Origin of the sequence: Pinibacter soli, assembly GCF_029961145.1 — a bacterium.
Classification (GTDB): domain Bacteria; phylum Bacteroidota; class Bacteroidia; order Chitinophagales; family Chitinophagaceae; genus Pinibacter; species Pinibacter soli.
This window is the reverse complement of the sequence record NZ_JASBRG010000002.1, coordinates 215,213-233,992: the sequence shown is the minus strand read 5'-3', so window position 1 is coordinate 233,992 and position 18,780 is coordinate 215,213. Positions and strand designations below refer to the sequence as shown.

The 18,780-nt window shown below is 40.3% G+C and carries 16 protein-coding genes and 1 tRNA gene; 10 read left to right on the top strand and 7 right to left on the bottom strand.

Annotation, left to right across the window (positions count from 1 at the left end; all coding sequences use genetic code 11):
• The first annotated feature begins 309 nt into the window (after positions 1-309).
• A complete protein-coding gene (locus QJ048_RS04480) occupies positions 310-1,791 on the top strand; it encodes a rubredoxin (protein ID WP_282333125.1) in 1,482 nt (493 codons plus the stop codon).
• A 29-nt stretch (positions 1,792-1,820) separates the two neighbouring features.
• Here the strand turns inward: QJ048_RS04480 and QJ048_RS04475 are convergent.
• A tRNA-Leu gene (locus QJ048_RS04475) sits at positions 1,821-1,902 on the bottom strand.
• Between the two features lie 237 nt (positions 1,903-2,139).
• On the opposite strand from QJ048_RS04475, the gene QJ048_RS04470 reads away from it, so the two are divergent.
• The 4 genes from QJ048_RS04470 to QJ048_RS04455 all read left to right on the top strand — a co-directional run bounded on the left by QJ048_RS04470 (position 2,140) and on the right by QJ048_RS04455 (position 7,617).
• Positions 2,140-4,386, top strand: coding sequence for a RelA/SpoT family protein (locus tag QJ048_RS04470; protein WP_282333124.1), 2,247 nt, complete (start codon positions 2,140-2,142; stop codon positions 4,384-4,386).
• A 155-nt stretch (positions 4,387-4,541) separates the two neighbouring features.
• Positions 4,542-5,810 carry an adenylosuccinate synthase gene (locus QJ048_RS04465; protein ID WP_282333123.1) on the top strand — a complete coding sequence of 423 codons (1,269 nt, stop codon included), beginning with the start codon at positions 4,542-4,544 and terminating at the stop codon, positions 5,808-5,810.
• Between the two features lie 76 nt (positions 5,811-5,886).
• On the top strand, positions 5,887-6,315 hold the full coding sequence (locus QJ048_RS04460) for a hypothetical protein (RefSeq protein ID WP_282333122.1): 429 nt from the start codon (positions 5,887-5,889) through the stop codon (positions 6,313-6,315).
• 21 nt (positions 6,316-6,336) lie between these two features.
• Positions 6,337-7,617 (top strand): anthranilate synthase component I family protein, encoded by a 1,281-nt coding sequence (locus QJ048_RS04455; RefSeq protein ID WP_282333121.1) that lies wholly within the window; start codon positions 6,337-6,339, stop codon positions 7,615-7,617.
• 105 nt (positions 7,618-7,722) lie between these two features.
• Here QJ048_RS04455 and QJ048_RS04450 read toward each other — a convergent pair whose 3' ends face one another.
• The 3 genes from QJ048_RS04450 to QJ048_RS04440 all read right to left on the bottom strand — a co-directional run bounded on the left by QJ048_RS04450 (position 7,723) and on the right by QJ048_RS04440 (position 9,863).
• Positions 7,723-8,082, bottom strand: a complete 360-nt coding sequence (locus tag QJ048_RS04450; RefSeq protein ID WP_282333120.1) for an arsenate reductase family protein — start codon at positions 8,080-8,082, stop codon at positions 7,723-7,725.
• Between the two features lie 159 nt (positions 8,083-8,241).
• On the bottom strand, positions 8,242-9,207 hold the full coding sequence (locus QJ048_RS04445) for a zinc dependent phospholipase C family protein (RefSeq protein WP_282333119.1): 966 nt from the start codon (positions 9,205-9,207) through the stop codon (positions 8,242-8,244).
• Positions 9,207-9,863: a DUF502 domain-containing protein gene (locus QJ048_RS04440; protein ID WP_282333118.1), complete on the bottom strand. Its 657-nt coding sequence runs from the start codon at positions 9,861-9,863 to the stop codon at positions 9,207-9,209. The genes QJ048_RS04445 and QJ048_RS04440 overlap by 1 nt, the downstream gene beginning before the upstream one ends.
• Before the next feature lie 164 nt (positions 9,864-10,027).
• Here QJ048_RS04440 and QJ048_RS04435 point away from each other — a divergent pair, with 164 nt between their 5' ends.
• The 4 genes from QJ048_RS04435 to QJ048_RS04420 all read left to right on the top strand — a co-directional run bounded on the left by QJ048_RS04435 (position 10,028) and on the right by QJ048_RS04420 (position 13,412).
• Positions 10,028-10,474, top strand: a complete 447-nt coding sequence (locus QJ048_RS04435; RefSeq protein ID WP_282333117.1) for a GNAT family N-acetyltransferase — start codon at positions 10,028-10,030, stop codon at positions 10,472-10,474.
• 200 nt (positions 10,475-10,674) lie between these two features.
• Complete coding sequence (locus QJ048_RS04430; protein WP_282333116.1) at positions 10,675-11,724, top strand: PLP-dependent cysteine synthase family protein; 1,050 nt, start codon at positions 10,675-10,677, stop codon at positions 11,722-11,724.
• Between the two features lie 163 nt (positions 11,725-11,887).
• Positions 11,888-12,715, top strand: coding sequence for an amidohydrolase (locus QJ048_RS04425; RefSeq protein WP_282333115.1), 828 nt, complete (start codon positions 11,888-11,890; stop codon positions 12,713-12,715).
• Positions 12,716-12,803: 88 nt separating this feature from the next.
• Entirely contained in the window at positions 12,804-13,412 is a 609-nt protein-coding gene (locus QJ048_RS04420) for a PH domain-containing protein (RefSeq protein WP_282333114.1), read from the top strand.
• A gap of 215 nt (positions 13,413-13,627) precedes the next feature.
• Here QJ048_RS04420 and QJ048_RS04415 read toward each other — a convergent pair whose 3' ends face one another.
• The 3 genes from QJ048_RS04415 to rlmD all read right to left on the bottom strand — a co-directional run bounded on the left by QJ048_RS04415 (position 13,628) and on the right by rlmD (position 16,867).
• Positions 13,628-14,566: a rhomboid family intramembrane serine protease gene (locus tag QJ048_RS04415; protein WP_282333113.1), complete on the bottom strand. Its 939-nt coding sequence runs from the start codon at positions 14,564-14,566 to the stop codon at positions 13,628-13,630.
• A gap of 73 nt (positions 14,567-14,639) precedes the next feature.
• Positions 14,640-15,293, bottom strand: coding sequence for a rhomboid family intramembrane serine protease (locus QJ048_RS04410; RefSeq protein ID WP_282333112.1), 654 nt, complete (start codon positions 15,291-15,293; stop codon positions 14,640-14,642).
• A 155-nt stretch (positions 15,294-15,448) separates the two neighbouring features.
• A complete protein-coding gene (rlmD, locus tag QJ048_RS04405; protein ID WP_282333111.1) occupies positions 15,449-16,867 on the bottom strand; it encodes a 23S rRNA (uracil(1939)-C(5))-methyltransferase RlmD in 1,419 nt (472 codons plus the stop codon).
• Positions 16,868-17,150: 283 nt separating this feature from the next.
• Between rlmD and QJ048_RS04400 the strand changes: the two genes are divergently transcribed.
• Positions 17,151-18,590 carry a thioredoxin-like domain-containing protein gene (locus tag QJ048_RS04400; RefSeq protein WP_282333110.1) on the top strand — a complete coding sequence of 480 codons (1,440 nt, stop codon included), beginning with the start codon at positions 17,151-17,153 and terminating at the stop codon, positions 18,588-18,590.
• Positions 18,591-18,780 lie beyond the last annotated feature (190 nt).

Below are 18,780 nucleotides of genomic sequence, written 5' to 3'. Positions count from 1 at the left end.
TTTTTAATAAATTATAATTATAAATAATCTAATTAAAATTAGTCGACAGTTGTTATTTATTTATAGATTTGAATGTGTTTTAATAAAAAATAATGCAAAAAATCTTATTTTATTATTAATTTTCTATCAAATATCATATATAAATTAAATGTACAATATGTTTGAGCTAAATTAATCATGAAGTTGTTTATTGTTGGTTACCATTTGTTAAGGTTTAGGTGGGTTAGAATCCATGGTAACAACTAAGATCCAACAACTAAGCAACTCCAACATCTCCGAAACAATAATTGAACAGGAAAAAAGACTTGCATGCGTCACGCGTTTCAATTTAAAATAAATTTTACGTCCGGTATTATTTCACCGGCATATCTTCAATATTTACTGTCTGCCGCAAGAGAAGCGGGGATCGCATACATCCGTTTCGGTTTGCGCCAGCAGTTGATCATAGATGCGTCACATAAAGATTATGACAGAATGGTTACGGCGCTCACTAAAAGAGGCGTTTCCTATGAAGTGAATCGAGATGATTATCCCAATATTTTAAGCTCCTATGCTGCTGAGGAAATATTTGTTCGCGACACCTGGCTAAAGGAAAACATTTACAAAGACATCTTTGCGCTGTTTGATTACAAACCAAAGCTTAAGGTAAACATCGTTGACAATAACCAGACTTTTACGCCAATGTTTACCGGCAACATTAACTGGATCGCTTCTAACCAGCCGCATTACTGGTTCCTCGTATTGCGTTTCCCGAAAACGAATATGTTTTTTCATTGGCCGCAGTTGATATATACCAATGATATTCCACGCTTGTCGAAAAAAATTGAAGACGTTATTTTTCAGAATACCTCGCTGTATTATGAAAACATTGAAGCTGATGGGAACGTTCTCTATAAAACAATCGCCGATGAGTTTGCGGTGATTTCAAAGCCAGTCGAAGAAAGCCTGGTGCTGCCTGATTTCAAATTGCCGTACTATGAAGGTTTCAATATTTATGGCGATAAGCTATGGCTGGGAATTTACAGGCGTGAAGAATTATTTGCAGTAGATTTTCTTCAAAATGTTTGTGGCATTTGCATCGCAACAAATATTAGCCAGATATATGCAACCACATGGAAATCGATCATCGTTAAAAGCATTTTGCCGAAGCATCGTGATTTGTGGGATTGTTTGCTGAACAAATACAAAATCAATGTGCGTCATGCTTCTAACGAGCTTAACTGGCAGGTAGAAGATGTGAGCGAAGATGGCTTGAATATCAAGCGTCATGTGATCCGGCATTTTGACAAAGATGATGTGCGCACGTTCGGGTTGTGTTTTGCGGTGAAAACACATCCAAAATCCGGTGTGTTTGGTTCGATAATTATTAAGCGGCAAATGAGCGTGATTCGCAACCAGGTAAAGGCGCTGGATAAGTTTGAAATTTTATACACGCCCAATTTTAACCCCAATTCAAAGGAGTATATCCACTTCCGTGGCGACGTGCCAAAGGAGCAATTAGGCACTTATCTTATTTCGCTTTGCAAATATTATTATGAACTGCAAAGCATGAAGCCAGACTCGGCCTGCAATCTGTATGAATCGCAGATAGAAGAAGCAGCGAGAGATATTTTGCATCAATGCCCCACATGCATGACGGTATACGATGCCAACATTGGTGATGTAAATAAAAATATTGCCTCCGGAACTTTGTTTGAAGATCTTCCTTCAAGCTATTCATGCTCGCTCTGTAACACCCCTGCAAGAAAATTTGTCGCCATTGAGCGATCATCGTTTGAGCCAAAAAATTAAAAGAAGAAAATTAAGAGAGAGAAAAAAAGTGCGGGTGATAGGAGTCGAACCTACACGCCTCGCGGCGTCAGATCCTAAGTCTGATGCGTCTGCCAATTTCGCCACACCCGCGCTAAAAACAAGAACTGTTATTTGGGAGCGCAAATGTAGGGGGCTTTTGTTGAACAAACAAAAAAAATAAAAAGTAAAAATTCAAAAGTCAAAAAAAGGTCGCCGGATGGGCATCACTCTTTAAGATATTTTATCATTTAATATTTTTATCTGCCTCCATTTAAATTATTTGCATCGTTTTTGATTTTTGAATTTTTACTTTTGACTTTTCGCTAAATTCGTTCCATAAGCTATTGAATGGATACTGTAGAAACGATATCGAAATATAACCTTAGTGATGAGCAGGAGAAGAAGCTTATTCTACGAGAATACCGTGCCCTGTTAAGATCATTGAAGCCCAAACTGAAACATGGGGATAAGGAGCTCGTGCGCCATGCATTTGAAATGGCCGCCGATGCCCATAAAACCATGCGCCGTAAAAGTGGCGAACCGTATATCTTGCATCCGCTGGCCGTTGCGCAAATCTGCGTGGAAGAAATTGGCCTGGGTGTACGCTCTACCATTTGTGCCCTTTTACATGATACGGTTGAAGATACCGACATTACACTCGACGATGTTGAGCGTGAATTTGGTACCGAGATAGCCCGTATTGTAGACGGACTTACAAAAATTTCCAACGTAATTGATGTAAACGCTTCGCAGCAGGCAGAGAATTTCAAAAAAATATTGCTGACACTTACTGATGATCCGCGTGTGATTCTTATTAAGCTGGCTGATCGCCTGCATAATATGCGTACGATGGAAAGCATGAAGCGTGAAAAGCAATTGAAAATTTCTTCGGAAACCATCTATGTATATGCGCCTTTGGCCCATCGTATGGGCCTGTACAGTATAAAGACGGAATTGGAAGATCTGGCCATGAAATACATGGAACCAAGCACTTACAAGGAAATCGCGAAAAAGCTGGCAGAAACTAAAAGGGAAAGAACGCGTTACATCAATGAATTCATTCGCCCTCTTAAGGAGAAAATGGAAGCGGCCGACTTTAAGTTTGAAATTTACGGTCGCCCGAAAAGCATACATTCTATCTGGAACAAAATGCGCAAGAAAGGCGTAGACTTCGAAGAGGTGTACGATCTTTTTGCGATCCGCGTAATCCTTGATTCTCCTCAGGATAAAGAAAAAGAGGAATGCTGGAAGGTCTATTCGATGATCACGGATGAGTACACGCCGTCGCCCGAGCGTTTGCGTGATTGGCTGAGCAACCCCAAATCAAATGGATACGAGGCTTTGCACACCACTGTGATGGGCCCACAGGGCAAATGGGTGGAAGTGCAGATACGTACCAGGCGCATGAACGAGATCGCAGAGAAAGGTTTGGCCGCACACTGGAAGTACAAAGAAGGGTCGGGAGATGAGGGACGTTTTGAAAAATGGTTTCAGCAAATCCGTGAAGTGATCGCCAATCAGGAAACCGATTCAGTTGATTTTCTGCAGGATTTTAAAACCAGTTTTCTTGCTGAAGAAATATATGTGTACACACCAAAAGGTGATGTGAAAATGTTGCCGACAGGCTCTACCGCGCTTGATTTTGCCTTTTCCATTCACAGTGCGGTCGGTAGCAAATGTATTGGCGCCAAAGTGAACCACAAACTGGTGCCCATCAGTCATAAACTAAGGAGTGGTGACCAGGTAGAAATCATTACTTCCAACAAGCAGAAGCCGAATGAAGACTGGCTGAACTTTGTCGTAACCGCTAAGGCGAAAAGCAAGATCAAAGATTCGCTCAAAGAGGAGAAAAGAAAAATTGCTGAAGAAGGTAAATACACAGTTCAACGCAAGGTGGAGGGAATGGGTGCGGGATTCAACCAGACAAATATTGACGAGCTTACTTCTTTCTATAAACTCAGTTCACAACTCGATCTCTTCTATAAAGTTGCCACGAAATCGATCGATTTAAAAGAGTTGAAAGATTTTCATGTTCTTGGCGACAAATTGGAGGCTCCAAAACCTCAGAAGGTTGTACAGGAGATCAAGTTCGATCAGCAACAGCATTCACCGCTAAATAAGAAAGACACAGAGCTGATCATTTTTGGAGAAAGCAGCGACAGGATTGTGTACACTTTGGCGAATTGTTGTAAACCGATTCCGGGTGACGACGTATTTGGTTTTGTAACCACCGGTAAAGGGTTAACCATTCACCGCACAAACTGCCCGAACGCGGCCAAATTATTATCGAACTACGGCCACAGAGTTGTAAAAACCAAGTGGGCCAAGAATAAAGAAATTTCATTTCTTACCGGTGTTAAAATCGTTGGCCTTGACGATGTGGGCGTAATCAACAAAATTACGAACCTCATTTCCGGTGAACTTAAGATCAATATCAATGCTCTTACTATTGAAGCCAAGGAAGGCATGTTTGAAGGAAACATACGCGTGTATGTGCACGACAAAGAAGAGCTGGATGAATTGGTAGTGAGGCTTAAGCAGTTAAACGGAATTGATACAGTTGATAGGTATGACACGGAAGGGTTGCCCCAATGATTGAATAACTAAATTGCTGAATGAATGAATGGCTTTCGCACAGTCAGGCATTCAGTTATTCAATTATTCAGTAATTCAGTTATTCAATTATTAATCCAGATCGCCTATTTTTGCCACTCTTAGATATTTTTATTCAATAGCATAAAAACACTTTAATGGTAGACGCAATTTTAGGCCTTCAATGGGGCGATGAAGGTAAAGGTAAGATAGTGGACTATTTTGCTCCACAATACGATGTTATCGCACGTTTCCAAGGCGGACCTAATGCAGGTCATACTCTTTACGTAGGAGGAAAAAAAGTTGTATTGCACCAGATACCTTCCGGAGCATTTCATGAAAACACTTTGAACCTGATTGGTAATGGTGTGGTGCTTGATCCTGTTACATTAAGAAAAGAGTGCGACACTGTTGCTTCTTTCGGAGTGGATGTAAGAAAAAATCTTTTTATCTCCCAGCGCACCCACCTTATTTTGCCTACACACAGAGCGCTTGATAAAGCTTCTGAAATTTCAAAAGGCAATGATAAGATCGGTTCTACTTTAAAAGGTATCGGACCCGCCTACATGGATAAAACGGGTAGAAATGGTATTCGTGTAGGAGATTTACTTGACAAAAGTTTCACTACTTCATATATAAAGATCCGTCTTAAGCATCAGCGTCTTTTGGATAATTATAATTTTCAGGAAGATATCAGCCAGTGGGAAGAAGAGTTCTTCGAGGCCATTGATTTCTTAAGAAGTTTGAATATCGTAAACGGCGAATATTTCATCAACGATAAAATTTCACAAGGCAAAAAAGTATTGGCAGAAGGCGCACAGGGAAGCATGCTGGATATTGATTTTGGTACGTTCCCGTTTGTAACATCTTCCAGCACAACTACTTCAGGAATTTGTTCTGGTTTGGGTATTGCTCCGCAAAAAATTCGCGACGTGATGGGCGTAACAAAAGCTTATTGCACAAGAGTTGGTAGCGGTCCTTTCCCCACAGAATTGTTCGACGAAACAGGTGAAGAATTGAGAAAGCTTGGTAACGAATTTGGTGCTACTACAGGAAGACCTCGCCGCTGTGGCTGGATCGATCTTGTGGCATTAAAATTTGCCTGCATGATCAACGGTGTGAATAAAGTGATTATGACAAAAGCAGATGTGTTAGATAACTTTAAAAAGCTCGAAGTTTGTACATCTTACGAAGTTGATGGAAAAGAATCAAAAGAGGTTCCGTTCCAAATGACACGACATTCTATCAAACCCGTTTTGAAAGAATTTGACGGATGGAACTGTGACACAACACAGATGACAAAAGCCGCGGAATTACCTGAAAAAATGACACAATACGTTAAGTTTATTAATGAGTATATTGGTGCAAATGTTTCACACATTTCTAATGGTCCTGGCAGAGAACAGATCATTGATGTGAATAAATAATTACAAGAAAATTTTCATTAAAAAATTTGGCCAATTAAAAATCTAGCTGAAATTTTACATCAAATACTTTTAGAGTATGGCATCGAAGTCTGACAAAGAAAAGAAACCAACCAAGAAAGCCGAAGAGCCGGCAAAGAAAGAGTCGTCCAAACCAAAAAAACAAGCTGAAGAGGATGATGATGATGATTTAGAAGATGATGAAGAGTTTGAAACTAAAGCTTCTTCAAAGAAAGCATCAAAGTCAAAAGAAGATGATGACGATGATGATGATATGGAGGAAGAAGAAGATGATTGGAACAAAGTAGAAGAAGACGAAGATTGGGATCCTGATTTTGATGAATTTGATATTCCAAAATCAAAATCCAAAAAAAGCACAGGCACTAGTGGTGCCGGAGCAGGGAAAAAAACTAAATCTGATGATGATGATTTGGGTATGGATGATGAGTTCAAAGACATGGATCTCTTTAACGATTCTGGTTTTGATGATGAAGACGATGACTTTTAAATCGTGTTCACCTGCACATTTGTGACTAGACACTTTACAACTTTCGCAATAGATAATATTGCATTTTATAAACAGCAAATGTTGAGCTGGGGCAACCGGTTCAACATTTGCTGTTTACTGGATAACCACAACTACCATCTTCAGCATGGAAGCGTGGAATGTGTGCTGGCAGCTGGCTCGCTAAAGAGCATACAATTGAATGCCAGCAACGCTTTTTCTTCTCTCAAATCTTTTGCGCAAGAAAATAACGACTGGCTCTTCGGGCATTTTAGTTATGATCTCAAAAATGAAGTTGAAAACCTTTCAACAGTAAAAGAAGATCATATTCAATTTCCTGATCTGTTTTTCTTTGTTCCAGAGACCATTATTCTTCTTGATAGGAAAAATATTTCCATTAGCAGCGAAAGATTTTCTGCACAGGAAATTTATGATCAACTGCGACTGGCAAAACATATTGAGCCTGCAACAAACGCCCCCGTTATTTTTAAGCAACGCTTCAGCCACGATGAATATATTCAAACCATCAAAAAACTAAAAGCACATATACTTAAAGGCGACTGCTACGAAATAAATTTTTGCCAGGAATTTTTTGCTGATAATGTTTCGATCGATCCGGAAAATGTATATCACTCGCTTTCTGCTGTTTCGCCAAATCCATTTGCTGCATATTATAAATTGGACGACAAATTTCTTTTGTGTGCAAGTCCTGAACGCTTTCTGAAAAAGGAGAATCAGCAATTGATCTCGCAGCCGATAAAAGGAACCTGGCAGAGAAATCATGAGAGTGTTGCTGGCGATGAATCTTACAAACAGGCATTGTTCAACAGCAAAAAAGATCGGGCAGAAAATGTGATGGTGGTTGATCTGGTGCGCAATGATCTTTCAAAAATATGCGAAGAAGGCACGGTAAAAGTGGATGAGCTGTTTGGCATTTATACATTCCCGCAAGTACATCAAATGATTTCCACCATCAGCGGAACGATGCGCAGCGATTTGCATTGGGTAGATGCGATTAAAGCAACGTTCCCGATGGGTTCCATGACCGGCGCACCAAAAAAGCGGGTAATGGAACTGATCGATCAATACGAAAAGACAAAACGTGGTATTTATTCAGGCGCTGTGGGCTACATAAAGCCAAATGGCGACTTCGATTTCAATGTGGTGATCAGGAGTTTAATGTACAACGAATCGGATCGTTATCTAAGCTACCAGGTTGGTGGCGGCATTACCTTTTACAGCGATCCTGAATTGGAATATGAAGAATGTTTATTGAAAGCGCAAGGGATAAAACGGTTGTTTTAATTTGAAAATTTGAAAATGCCGGGTGTTACACGCTATTAAATTTTCTACCCTGTTGCACATTCACCAATCTTCGAATTGATTCAAGGGGCCGCACAGAATGAATTTTCAAATTACCGCAACTGCGGCACCCAACGCTGCTACATTCTTCTTCTCACTACCCACAAAAATTTTATCATTCAAAATGACCACTGGTCTTTTCAAAAACGTATATTCTTCAAGAATCAATTTTTTATAATCGTCTTCAGTCAACTTTTTATCCTTCAATCCAAGCTCTTTATACTTCAAAGCTCTACGACTGAAAAGTGCTTCATAACTACCCGCCATCTTTTTCATTTGCTCCAATTGAGCAGCAGTTATTTTTTCGGTTTTAATTTCCTGCATTTCCAATCCTTTCTTATTAATGCCGGTTTCTTTAATGATCGCCTGACAGGTGGTACAAGTGCCGAGGTGGTAGATCTTTTTCATTGGCGCAAGATAGGAATTAGTTGAAAGTTGAAAATTGAAAGTTGAAGGTGAGATGCAGAAAGCGTAAAGGCTGACTAAGGTTTTGGCCGGATAACAGGTTAAACATTTTGATAAAATTACGCCGAACAGAGCTCCTCATTTTCAACTTTCAATTTTCCATTAGTCACAGCTTCTTCCTTTAACAGGTTTATTCTGCCATTCCAAATTCAGCGTATCGAATTGAAGATTTTGTTCTTCTGTAGTGGTTGTAGATAGGGCTTGCAAGTCAGGCTGGCCAGCGTTTACCCAGGCTGTATACCAGAACGATGCAACCGCAAAGATTGCATCACGCATACGTCTTTCAACCATGCCGTTTAAAAGGTGGTCATATGCTTTGGTGTAAAGAGAGGAATATTGTTTTATCAATACATTGTTACGTTGTTCAAACGCGAATTTTTGATCTTCAGGTATGGTTTGCGAAAGTTCTTTTTCGATACGCAAAACAGTGTCAGCTGCTGCGGCACTTTCGAGCACACGGTTCCAAATAAAATTTCCCGGATTGTCGATATAGATCGCTTTTCCTATGAAGAAATCCCATTCTTTATCAGCCAGCAATTCAGGAATACGGCTTTCCCAAAAGCCATGTATGCCCTGTTGATTGGTCAGTTGACCATTGTGATTCATGCTTGCATGTAAGGGCACGTGCGCATCAGCAATGTAGTGGCCGAGCTCAGCTGATAATTTCAAAATACGTTGTTCATCTTTTTCCTTAAATGCTTTTGTGAGGCGGCCGAGCACTATTTGCATGTGCCAAGGAACAATTCCGTAGGTAGTGATTGTATCTAAAGAATATTTCGCAACTGCACTATCCCATTTGCGAGGCAATTCATTAAAAGGATAACGACCGTAATAATCAATATCGATGTAATGTCGCGGGCCCTCTTCCGCTACAAGATAGCGACGCTTATCGGGGTCAACGGCGTGTTTCGTAATGTAATCAATATGCTGCTTGTAGAATGCCATCATTTGTGGTGGCAAGAGGAATACCGCATAATTATTGATCTTTTGATGACCAAAAAATCCCCAGCAAAAAACAGTTTTAGAAATCGAAAGTAAAAGTGTTAGAACAAATATTTTTTTCAGCATTAAATTGAATGATGTCCGTGGTGATGATGGTGCGAATCTTCGACTTCCGCAACGCCACCGGATATCACATACTTCATGGTATGTGCGGGACTTATACCTTCCACCACTTTGACTTTAGAAGAAGGAACAAGATACATGGCGCCGGCAAGTGAGTAAGAAAATGGTATATACACGGTTACATAATCGTGAAGACCAAACTCAGATGCGTCTTCATTGGTAATAAATCCAATTTGGTAAATATCGTTGTTGTAAAGAGAAACCAATACAGATTTGTTGAACTTTCGTTTGTTGCCTGCAAAAGCTTCAAAGAAATCTTTTACCGAAGAATAAATGAACTTGACGCCTGGCGTACGTTCCAGCCAATCGTCAAACACGCTGAAAATGCCTTTCGTGATGAAACTGGTGCTTAGCAAGCCAATCACAATAAGCGCAACTATAATAACAAGAAAGCCCAGTCCATAGTTGTGCGTGGTAACGTTGCCCTGTTGGTCCTTGCTGGTAAAAATAGGCAACAGGTTATCTATGGAAGATACAAACCAATAGATCAGATAAAAGGTGATGGCGATAGGAGCTACAACCAAAACGCCCTGCAGAAAATATTTTAAAATGCTCGACCATTTGAAAGACTTACGGCCAGCAGATGAAGTGTTGTTCATAACAAAAAATTTAACGGAATGCTTCTTTCGCAAACGTACTAAATGAATAGCGCATCAGTCAAAGTTAATGGCAGGCAAACTTGGTGTAAATTAAATAATCATTGCGAGATTGGGTTCAATTTGAAAATTTGAGGATTTGAAAATTAGCAGCTTTAAATTTGTTTATGCAAATTCAGGAAACATATCAAAACGACTACTTGATCTCCACTGATAAATCAAAACTTGACGTCGCGTTTATTCACCACTACTTGAGTGTTGAGTCTTATTGGGCAAAAAATATTCCGCTTGACCGGGTAAAGAAGTCAATAGAAGGCTCTCTCTGTTTTGGATTGTATTTATCCGGAAAGCAAATAGGTTTTGCAAGAATGATCACTGACGGTGCAACTTTTGGCTATCTGTGTGATGTTTTCATAGACTCAACACATCGTGGAAAAGGTTTATCGAAATGGCTGATGCAAACCATCATGCAACATCCGGATTTGCAGGGCCTGAGAAGAATTTCTCTGGCAACAAAAGACGCTCACGGTTTATACGAACAGTTTGGATTTAAGCCATTGAATGATGCCGACAGGTTTATGCAAATAAGGTTGGAAAATGCCTACAATGGCTAAATTTCTGGTTCGAATAAAAATTTATAATTTTTTTTGCAAATTGTTTTATTGATGACGAACAGGAGGTTTACTTACACCAACTCCACTAAATATATGTCGACCCCTGAAATTCAGTCCCATCAATAGTCTCGCCCGTCTCCAGGCTGTTTGGATCAGACCGGAAACATCTGTAAAATTGCGCTACGTTTCAAATTCCAGCTATGATCGGTCAGTCGTTACAAAAGAAGTTCGAGCATTTGTGGCACCTGGTAGGTAATACGCCAATGCTTGAAGTACAGTACAGGTACAAAGGGAAAGAAAACTCTCTCTTTGTGAAGTGCGAGCACTACAACCTTACAGGAAGCATTAAGGATAGAATGGCATTGTACATTCTACAAAAGGCGTATGAACTGGGCCACATTAAGCCGGGCGATCTTATTGTAGAAGCTACCAGCGGTAATACGGGCATTGCATTTAGTGCCATCGGTAAGGCTCTTGGTCATAATGTACAAATCATTATGCCCAACTGGCTGAGCAAGGAGCGAATGGATATCATCAGTAGTCTGGGCGCAGGCATTACATTGATCAATAAAGAACAAGGCGGCTTTTTGGGAAGCATAGCGCTTTCGCAAAAAATGGCAGACGAAGACCCCGATATTTTCCTGCCACGTCAGTTTGAAAACATTTACAACGCAGAAGCGCACGAAAAAACAACCGGCCGCGAAATATGGATGCAGTTGCAAAGCATGGATGTAACTCCGGATGCATTTGTTGCCGGCGTGGGAACGGGTGGAACGGTTATGGGCGTGGGAAACTATTTAAAGCAGCGCAATCCGAACATTAAAATACATCCCCTGGAACCTGCAGAGTCGCCAACACTAACTACAGGCTATAAAGTAGGTGCACACCGCATACAAGGTATTTCCGATGAGTTTATCCCGGAAATTGTAAAGCTGGATAAGTTAGATAAAGTGGTTCAGGCTTCGGATGGTGATTCTATTTTGATGGCGCAAAAATTAGCGAGTCAGCTGGGGCTTGCAGTAGGTATTTCCTCTGGCGCAAACATCATCGGCGCAATTAAGCTGCAGGAAGAAATGGGCGACGACGCAAAAGTGGTAACCATTTTAAGCGACAGCAATAAGAAATATCTAAGCACCGATCTCATGAAAGACGAACCGGTTCGCGAAGGTTATTATTCGCCGCAGGTAGAGTTTGTGGATTTCAAACCAATCAATCGCTTGTACAACGGTGTAAACGCCGTTCATCAATAAATCTGTTTTCTCATGTGTTATAGCGGGGGCAATTCTTTGCTCCTGCTTTTTTTTGTTAATAACTGAATGACTGAATAACTGAGTTTGAAGATCGATTTCTCTTCAGCATTCGGTTACTCAGTTATTCAGTTATTGCGTTAATTTTATTCCACAATCATCAAGAATGTCCACGCTCACATTTACCATCATACAAACACAACTTCACTGGGAAGATAAAGCCGCTAATCTGAAAATGCTGGAGGAGAAGATCAATGGCATTAAAGAGAAAACGGAGGTGGTAATCCTTCCGGAAATGTTTAGTACGGGCTTTAGTATGCAACCCGAAAAGCTGGCGGAGACAATGGATGGTGAAACCATTGCATGGATGAAACGTATAGCAGCGCAAAAGAGAATTATTCTTACAGGAAGTTTTATTGCGAAAGAAGGAGAAGATTACTACAACCGCCTTGTGTGGATGCTGCCGACTGGCCAATATGGTGTTTACAATAAGCGGCATCTGTTTGCTTATGCGGGTGAAGATGCGCATTATGCTGCGGGCCATAAAAGACTTATTGCTTCGGTAAAAGGCTGGAAAATTAATTTGCAGGTCTGCTATGATCTGCGTTTTCCTTTGTGGGCGAGGCAGCAGCAAACAGAAGAAGGAGCAGAATATGATGTGCTGATCTATGTGGCAAACTGGCCCGAACGTCGGCATCACGCATGGAAGACGTTGTTGCAGGCAAGAGCCATAGAAAACCAGTCTTTTGTTATTGGTGTAAACAGGGTGGGCAATGACGGAAATGGAATTTATCATAGCGGTGACAGCATGATCATCGATCCGTTGGGTGAAATTTTGTATCACAAAGTGCATGACGAAGATATTTTGACAATGACATTACAGAAGAAAACCCTTGATGAAATACGGGCCAAATTGCCGTTTTTAAAAGACGCCGATCCCTTTATGCTCCTCAACCAGAATTGGGCAGCGTCGGGAGATGGTGATGGGCAATAATTGAATAATTGAATGTTCCAGAAGAGTGATTTCAATCTTTCATTAATCGATAATTCAATGATTCAATCCATTTTATAAACTCTTATCAATGATAAATTTCAGCAACTTCCTTAATGAAGAACAGGATCCGAAAGCAGTGGAAAAGGTCTCAGAAAGATTGAACAACATGCTAATGACCGGCGAAGAGGTGCAATACATCGCTGTTCAAAAGAAACCTGCGATCAACATTACACCGGATTGCCTTGTGCTTACCAATAAACGAATTATTATTTTCAGGCCGAAAAATCTTGGCCTTGCAATGGATTTGGAAGACTACATCTGGAGAGATGTTTTAAGCTGCCATTTGAAAGAAAATATTTGGGGCTCTGAGTTTACTATACAGACCATTAACGGGGCAGTAAGCAAAATAGATTTTTTGCCGAAGGCACAAGCCAGGAAATTATATACAATGGCGCAGGAGCAGGAAGAAATTCAAAAAGAAGTGCGTCGCCAGCGGGACCTCGAAGAAAAAAGAGCTGCCGCGGGAAGATTAGTTGTTTCGGGTCCGATGGGGCAATCCCAAACAGGTGCCGACCAACAAAAACAACAGGATGACCCGGCAGTTGTTTTGCAAAAACTTAAAACCCTGCTCGACAATCAACTCATTTCACAGGAAGAATATGACGCAAAGAAAGCAGAAGTGCTTTCGAGGATGTAGTAAGCACACTGATGACGCTGATTAGACTGATTTACACTGATCTTTTGCTGTATATACAAGTCGATTAAGAAGAATAAATTAAAAAATGGGGATGAGTTTGAATCGTCATTCAATTTCATCTCCATTTTATTAGAATGTTCCTATAGTTTTCAGCAAGGCTGCAAAACGAGAAAGATCAGTGTAAACCAGTCTAATCAGCGTCATCTGCGTGCTCACTACTGAAAATCATCTTCTGATGCCCGCTTCAAAATTTCTTTCTCCTCGTCCGTAAGGAAATGATATCCCTGCTGATTGATCTTATCTAAAATGCTGTCGATTCTGCTTTGTGTAAGATTTGATTTTTTCTTATAAGGACTTTTGCCTTGCAGATTATAGAAAAATTCATCCTTCGTTTTTGTCTTTTTAGGTTTATCGGGATTGAACAGGTTGCCGAACCAATCAAAAAATCCATTGATGGGATCGCTCCAGTCTTTTCCTTTGCGCAAGCTGTAAATAAACAGAAAACCTACTGTAGCGGCGGCAATATGTGCCACATATATCGCTGGGTTATTGCCCGGAATACCGGCAAAATCAATGATTACAAACAACACCATCAGTATCCACAAAGGAATTCCACCGTTGATCATTGGAAAAAGTCTGTAGTCTGGTGAAACCGTCGTAGTAGCCACCGCCACCGCCATTACTGCGGCATTCGATCCAAGTAAGGTAGCGTTTTCCAATCCCGGGTGTAATTTTCCAATAAGGTTATAAGCAATGATGTAAAAAATGCCTCCCGCAAAACCTCCATATAAGAAAACGGGGATCAGTTTTCTATTACCGGCCAGATCCTGCAAAATGTAACCAAAGGCCCAAAGCCACAGCAGGTTACCTATCATATGAAAAACACCATCAAAACCCTGAAAGAAGCTTTCATGTACAAACATGTGGGTAATCAGCGTCCATGGGCGGCTTCCCAGTTTACTGAAATCTGCCGGCAGCACAAACCAGTTAAACACATTCTTTATATAAGCTTGCTTTTCGAGCTCACTCATTATGTAAATGACATAAACAAAGTTGAGCAAGACAAAACTGATAGTAATAAGCACTATTAGATTTACAAGTGCATTTCCATCAGAGCCCATAAAAATTTTCCTTTTGCTTTTTTCTTCTGCCACACTCATAGTTTTTTGTATTTATTACGGATTTAAACAAAAAGATCGTACCCAGGTCTTGCATGGGTTCTTACTATTAATAAAACGTTTTTCGATTCATTTTGTTCCCTAAAAACACCAAAAGAAATCCTGCCGCTGCGCCACCAAGATGTGCCCAATGTCCTATCTGGTCACCTTTCGACGGAGAAATAATGCCAAATAGATCAATTGCCATAAATGCAGGTATAACATATTTTGCCTTGATGGGAATAGGAATAAAATATACGTACATTGGCGTGTTTGGGAAAAGGTATACGAATGCAGCCATTAATCCCATAATGGCTCCCGAAGCACCAACTGCAGAGCCACTAGAAAAAACAAGCTGCGTTAATCCTGCGATTATTCCACAAATCATATAAAAATTGAAGAATTTCTTTGCACCCCAATGGAACTCAAGTATACTTCCGAACATCCAGAGAGTAAACATATTGAAAAGCAGGTGCATGAAATTGGCATGTAAAAACATATAGGTCACGAGTTGCCATATTTTGAAATGTGCTGCGCCAAGTTCAGTCGGATGTGTTGACCACAAAGCGCAGTATTGCTCTACAATATCGTACGGTAATCTCGCATATTGTCCATCGACCATAATTACGGGTTGAGGGAGTGGCAAAAGATGTTGCGCAGCAAAGATCAAAATATTTGCAATCAGCAGATTCTTAATTACCGGCGGAATATTCCTGAAATTCATAAGTCCTATTTTGTTTGAAATTAATATTATCTGCCCTTCTGCGAATTAATAATTAATAAAGAATAATTAATATTTAACTCATTACTAAGTTTTACTTTTTCCGGTAACTAAATCCATAATAAAGGACGCCGACAATCGTAACGACTGCAGCCCTATTAATTATTAATTACTCTCCTCAGCTTAAGTTGAACCACATTCTCAATATGGTGCGTGTGCGGAAACATATCAACCGGCTGAATTTTGGTCACTTCGTACTTTTCATCCAGAAGGTTCAGGTCGCGTGCCTGCGTTGCAGGATTACAGCTCACATACACCACGGTCGGCGCTTCCATATCCAGTATTTTTCTCACCAGCTTTTCATGCATGCCTGCTCGGGGTGGATCGGTAATGATAACATCGGGCTTTCCATGCTGGCTGAAGAAATTATCGTCGCAAACGTCGATCACATCTCCGGCGAAGAAAGAGGCGTGCTCAATGTTGTTCAGTTTGGCGTTTTCTTTTGCGTCCTCGATAGCGTCTGCAATTACCTCAACACCAATTATCTTTTTTGCTTTTTTACTTACAAAAATGCCAATGCTGCCCGTTCCGCAGTACAAGTCGTACACTACCTCGTTTCCGGTAAGTTCAGCAAAATCGCGGGTGATCTGGTAAAGCTTTTCACCCTGTTTGGTATTCGTTTGGAAGAATGATTTCGGACTGATCTTAAACTGAAAATCTTCCAGGGTTTCTAAAATGAATCCTTTGCCAAAATAGGTTTGTGGCGAAAGATCGTATATGCTATCGTTCCATTTGGGATTGATAGTGTACAAAAGCGTTGTGATCGATGGAACCGTTGCCAGCAAATGATCGAAAAGCTTTTTCCATTGCTTTTCATCCTCATGGCCAAAGCACACGTTCACCATCACCTCGCCGGTGGTACAAACACGAACAATCAGGTTGCGCAGCCAGCCTTCATGATTCTTAATATCGTAAAAAGTGTAGCCATTTTGCAAAGCGAAGGCTCGTACTGTATTGCGAATTGCATTCTGAGGTTCTTCCATCAAATGGCAGGTATTGATATCAATTACCTTGTCGAATATTCTTGGAACGTGGAAGCCAACCGCGTTTTCCTGGGGGATGGCTTCGTCTTTTTTTATTTCGTTTGGCAACAAATAACGTCTGTTGCTAAAAGTAAACTCAAGTTTATTGCGGTAATATCTTGTGTCGTCACAGCCTGCGATTGGCATGATTTCGGGCAAAGTTACCTTACCTATTCTGCGCAGATTTTGCGCCACTTCATTTTGTTTGAACTGGAGCTGTTTTTCGTACGGCAACATTTGCCATTTGCAACCACCGCAAACTCCAAAATGTTCGCAAAAAGGAGCCACGCGATCCTTCGAAAATTCGTGAAATTTTACGGCACGGCCCTCTCCCCAGTCTTTTTTGCTCTTTGTAAGCTGTACATCCACCACATCACCCGGTACGGCACCTTCAATAAAAATTACTTTTCCATCCAGTTTGCTAAGTGACTTACCCTCAGCGGCATAATCCTGCACCGTCACGTTGCTTAGCATAATATTCTTCTTTTTTCGCATGCCGCAAAAGTACTAAGTTGTAGGATATGAGTGGCAAGTTATGAGTTATGAGTTGTGAGTTTTGAGTACCAGTAGGTTAAGCGGCATAAAATGTTATAATTGCCTTATTTTCTACTCATTGATTTGCAATGTTATTAAACAGAAACAATGATTGGCAAGAGTCGCCATAATGGCTTCTTGCACTTAAACTTATCATTAAAATTTAAAACTCATAACTCACAACTTAAAACTCACAACTTATCACTTAATTTAGCGATCCTAAATACAGTCCTTAATTTTAGATATGAAAGCTTTTTCACTTTTTTTACTTGCTGCATGTACCCTGTGCGTTTCGTCATTTGCTCAAAATGGTTATGCTATTAACATTACGCTAAAACCTTACAAGAACGAATACGTATACCTGGGTTATCATTACGGGAAAATCAAGGCCCTCGCGGATAGCGTGAAACTGGATGCCAACAGCAAAGGCGTTTTTAAAGGAAAGGAAAAATTACAGGGCGGTATTTATTTTATCGTATCTCCCAGTAAACAAATATTGTTTGAATTGCTGATCGACAAACAGCAAACCTTTTCTATTTCGGCAGATTCTTCTGCAGTAGATAAAGCTGTTTTCACAAATTCTCCTGATAATACTTTATTTCAAACCTATTCACAAACGCTTAACAAGATAGGTTCTGAAATGAACACATTAAGAACCAATTTGAGCAAAGCGACGAGCAAAACAGATTCTGCAAGGATACAGGACGAATGGCAGAAGGCAAACAACCGCATGCAGGCTTACAGAAATGACCTGGAAGCCAAAAATCCAAACTCTTTCCTCGCGGCATTGTTAAAAGCAATGAAGGAGCCGAAAGTTCCGGAGGCATCAAAAATGCCCGGAGGAAAATATGATTCTCTTTATGTTTACAACTATTACAAAGCGCATTACTGGGACGGTGTTTCTTTTGCAGATGAGCGCCTGATCCGCACGCCGGAACAAATTTTTGAAGGAAAGCTGAACAAGTATTACGAAAACCTGGTGCCGCCTGTTTCTGATTCAATTATCAAAGAAGTTGATAAGATGCTGGATGCAAGCAGCGTCAACAAAGAGATGTTCAAATATTTACTTACGCATTTCATACAGGATTACATCAATCCAAAATACATGGGCCTTGATGCGGTGTATGTGCACTTGTTTGAAAAATACATCAACAATAATCCGAAGGTAGACTGGTTTACAGACAAATATCAAAAATACATGAGCGACAGGGCGTACAGCCTGATGGCAAATTTGATCGGTCTTCCTGCACAGGATCTTTTAATGACAGACACATCTGGCAAGGTGCAAACCCTTTATGAAGTAAAAGCTGATTACGTGGTTATTTGTTTCTGGGACCCAACGTGTAGCCATTGTAAGGAAATGGTGCCTAAGCTGGATTCCATGTATCAGAACAAATGGAAGAAAGAAGGCGTTAAAATATGGGGTGTGATGGTAGACGGAGGAAAGGCTGCATGGTTAAATTATATCCACGAAAACAGCTTGAAAGATTGGATCCATGTGTATGAAACAGATGAGCAAAAAGATGAGGTGAGCAAAGCTGGAAAGCCAAGCTACAAACAATTGTACGATGTTTTCCAGACACCGGTCCTGTACCTGCTCGACAAAGACAAACGTATTATTGCCAAAAAGCTAACCTACGACCAGGTGGAAGAAGTTTTACAGCTTAAGCTAAAACAGAAATAAACTAAAATAGACGGGGTGTGTAACACATCTAATTTGAAAATTTGAAAATTTGAAAATTTGAAAATGCTTCAGGTTCATCTCGATGAATTTATTTTTAACTCTGCGACTTTTGGAGAGTTAATTTAAGAAATAGAAAGTTGCACTGAAAGAATTTTCAAATTCCCATATTTTCAAATTTTCAAATTGTTAA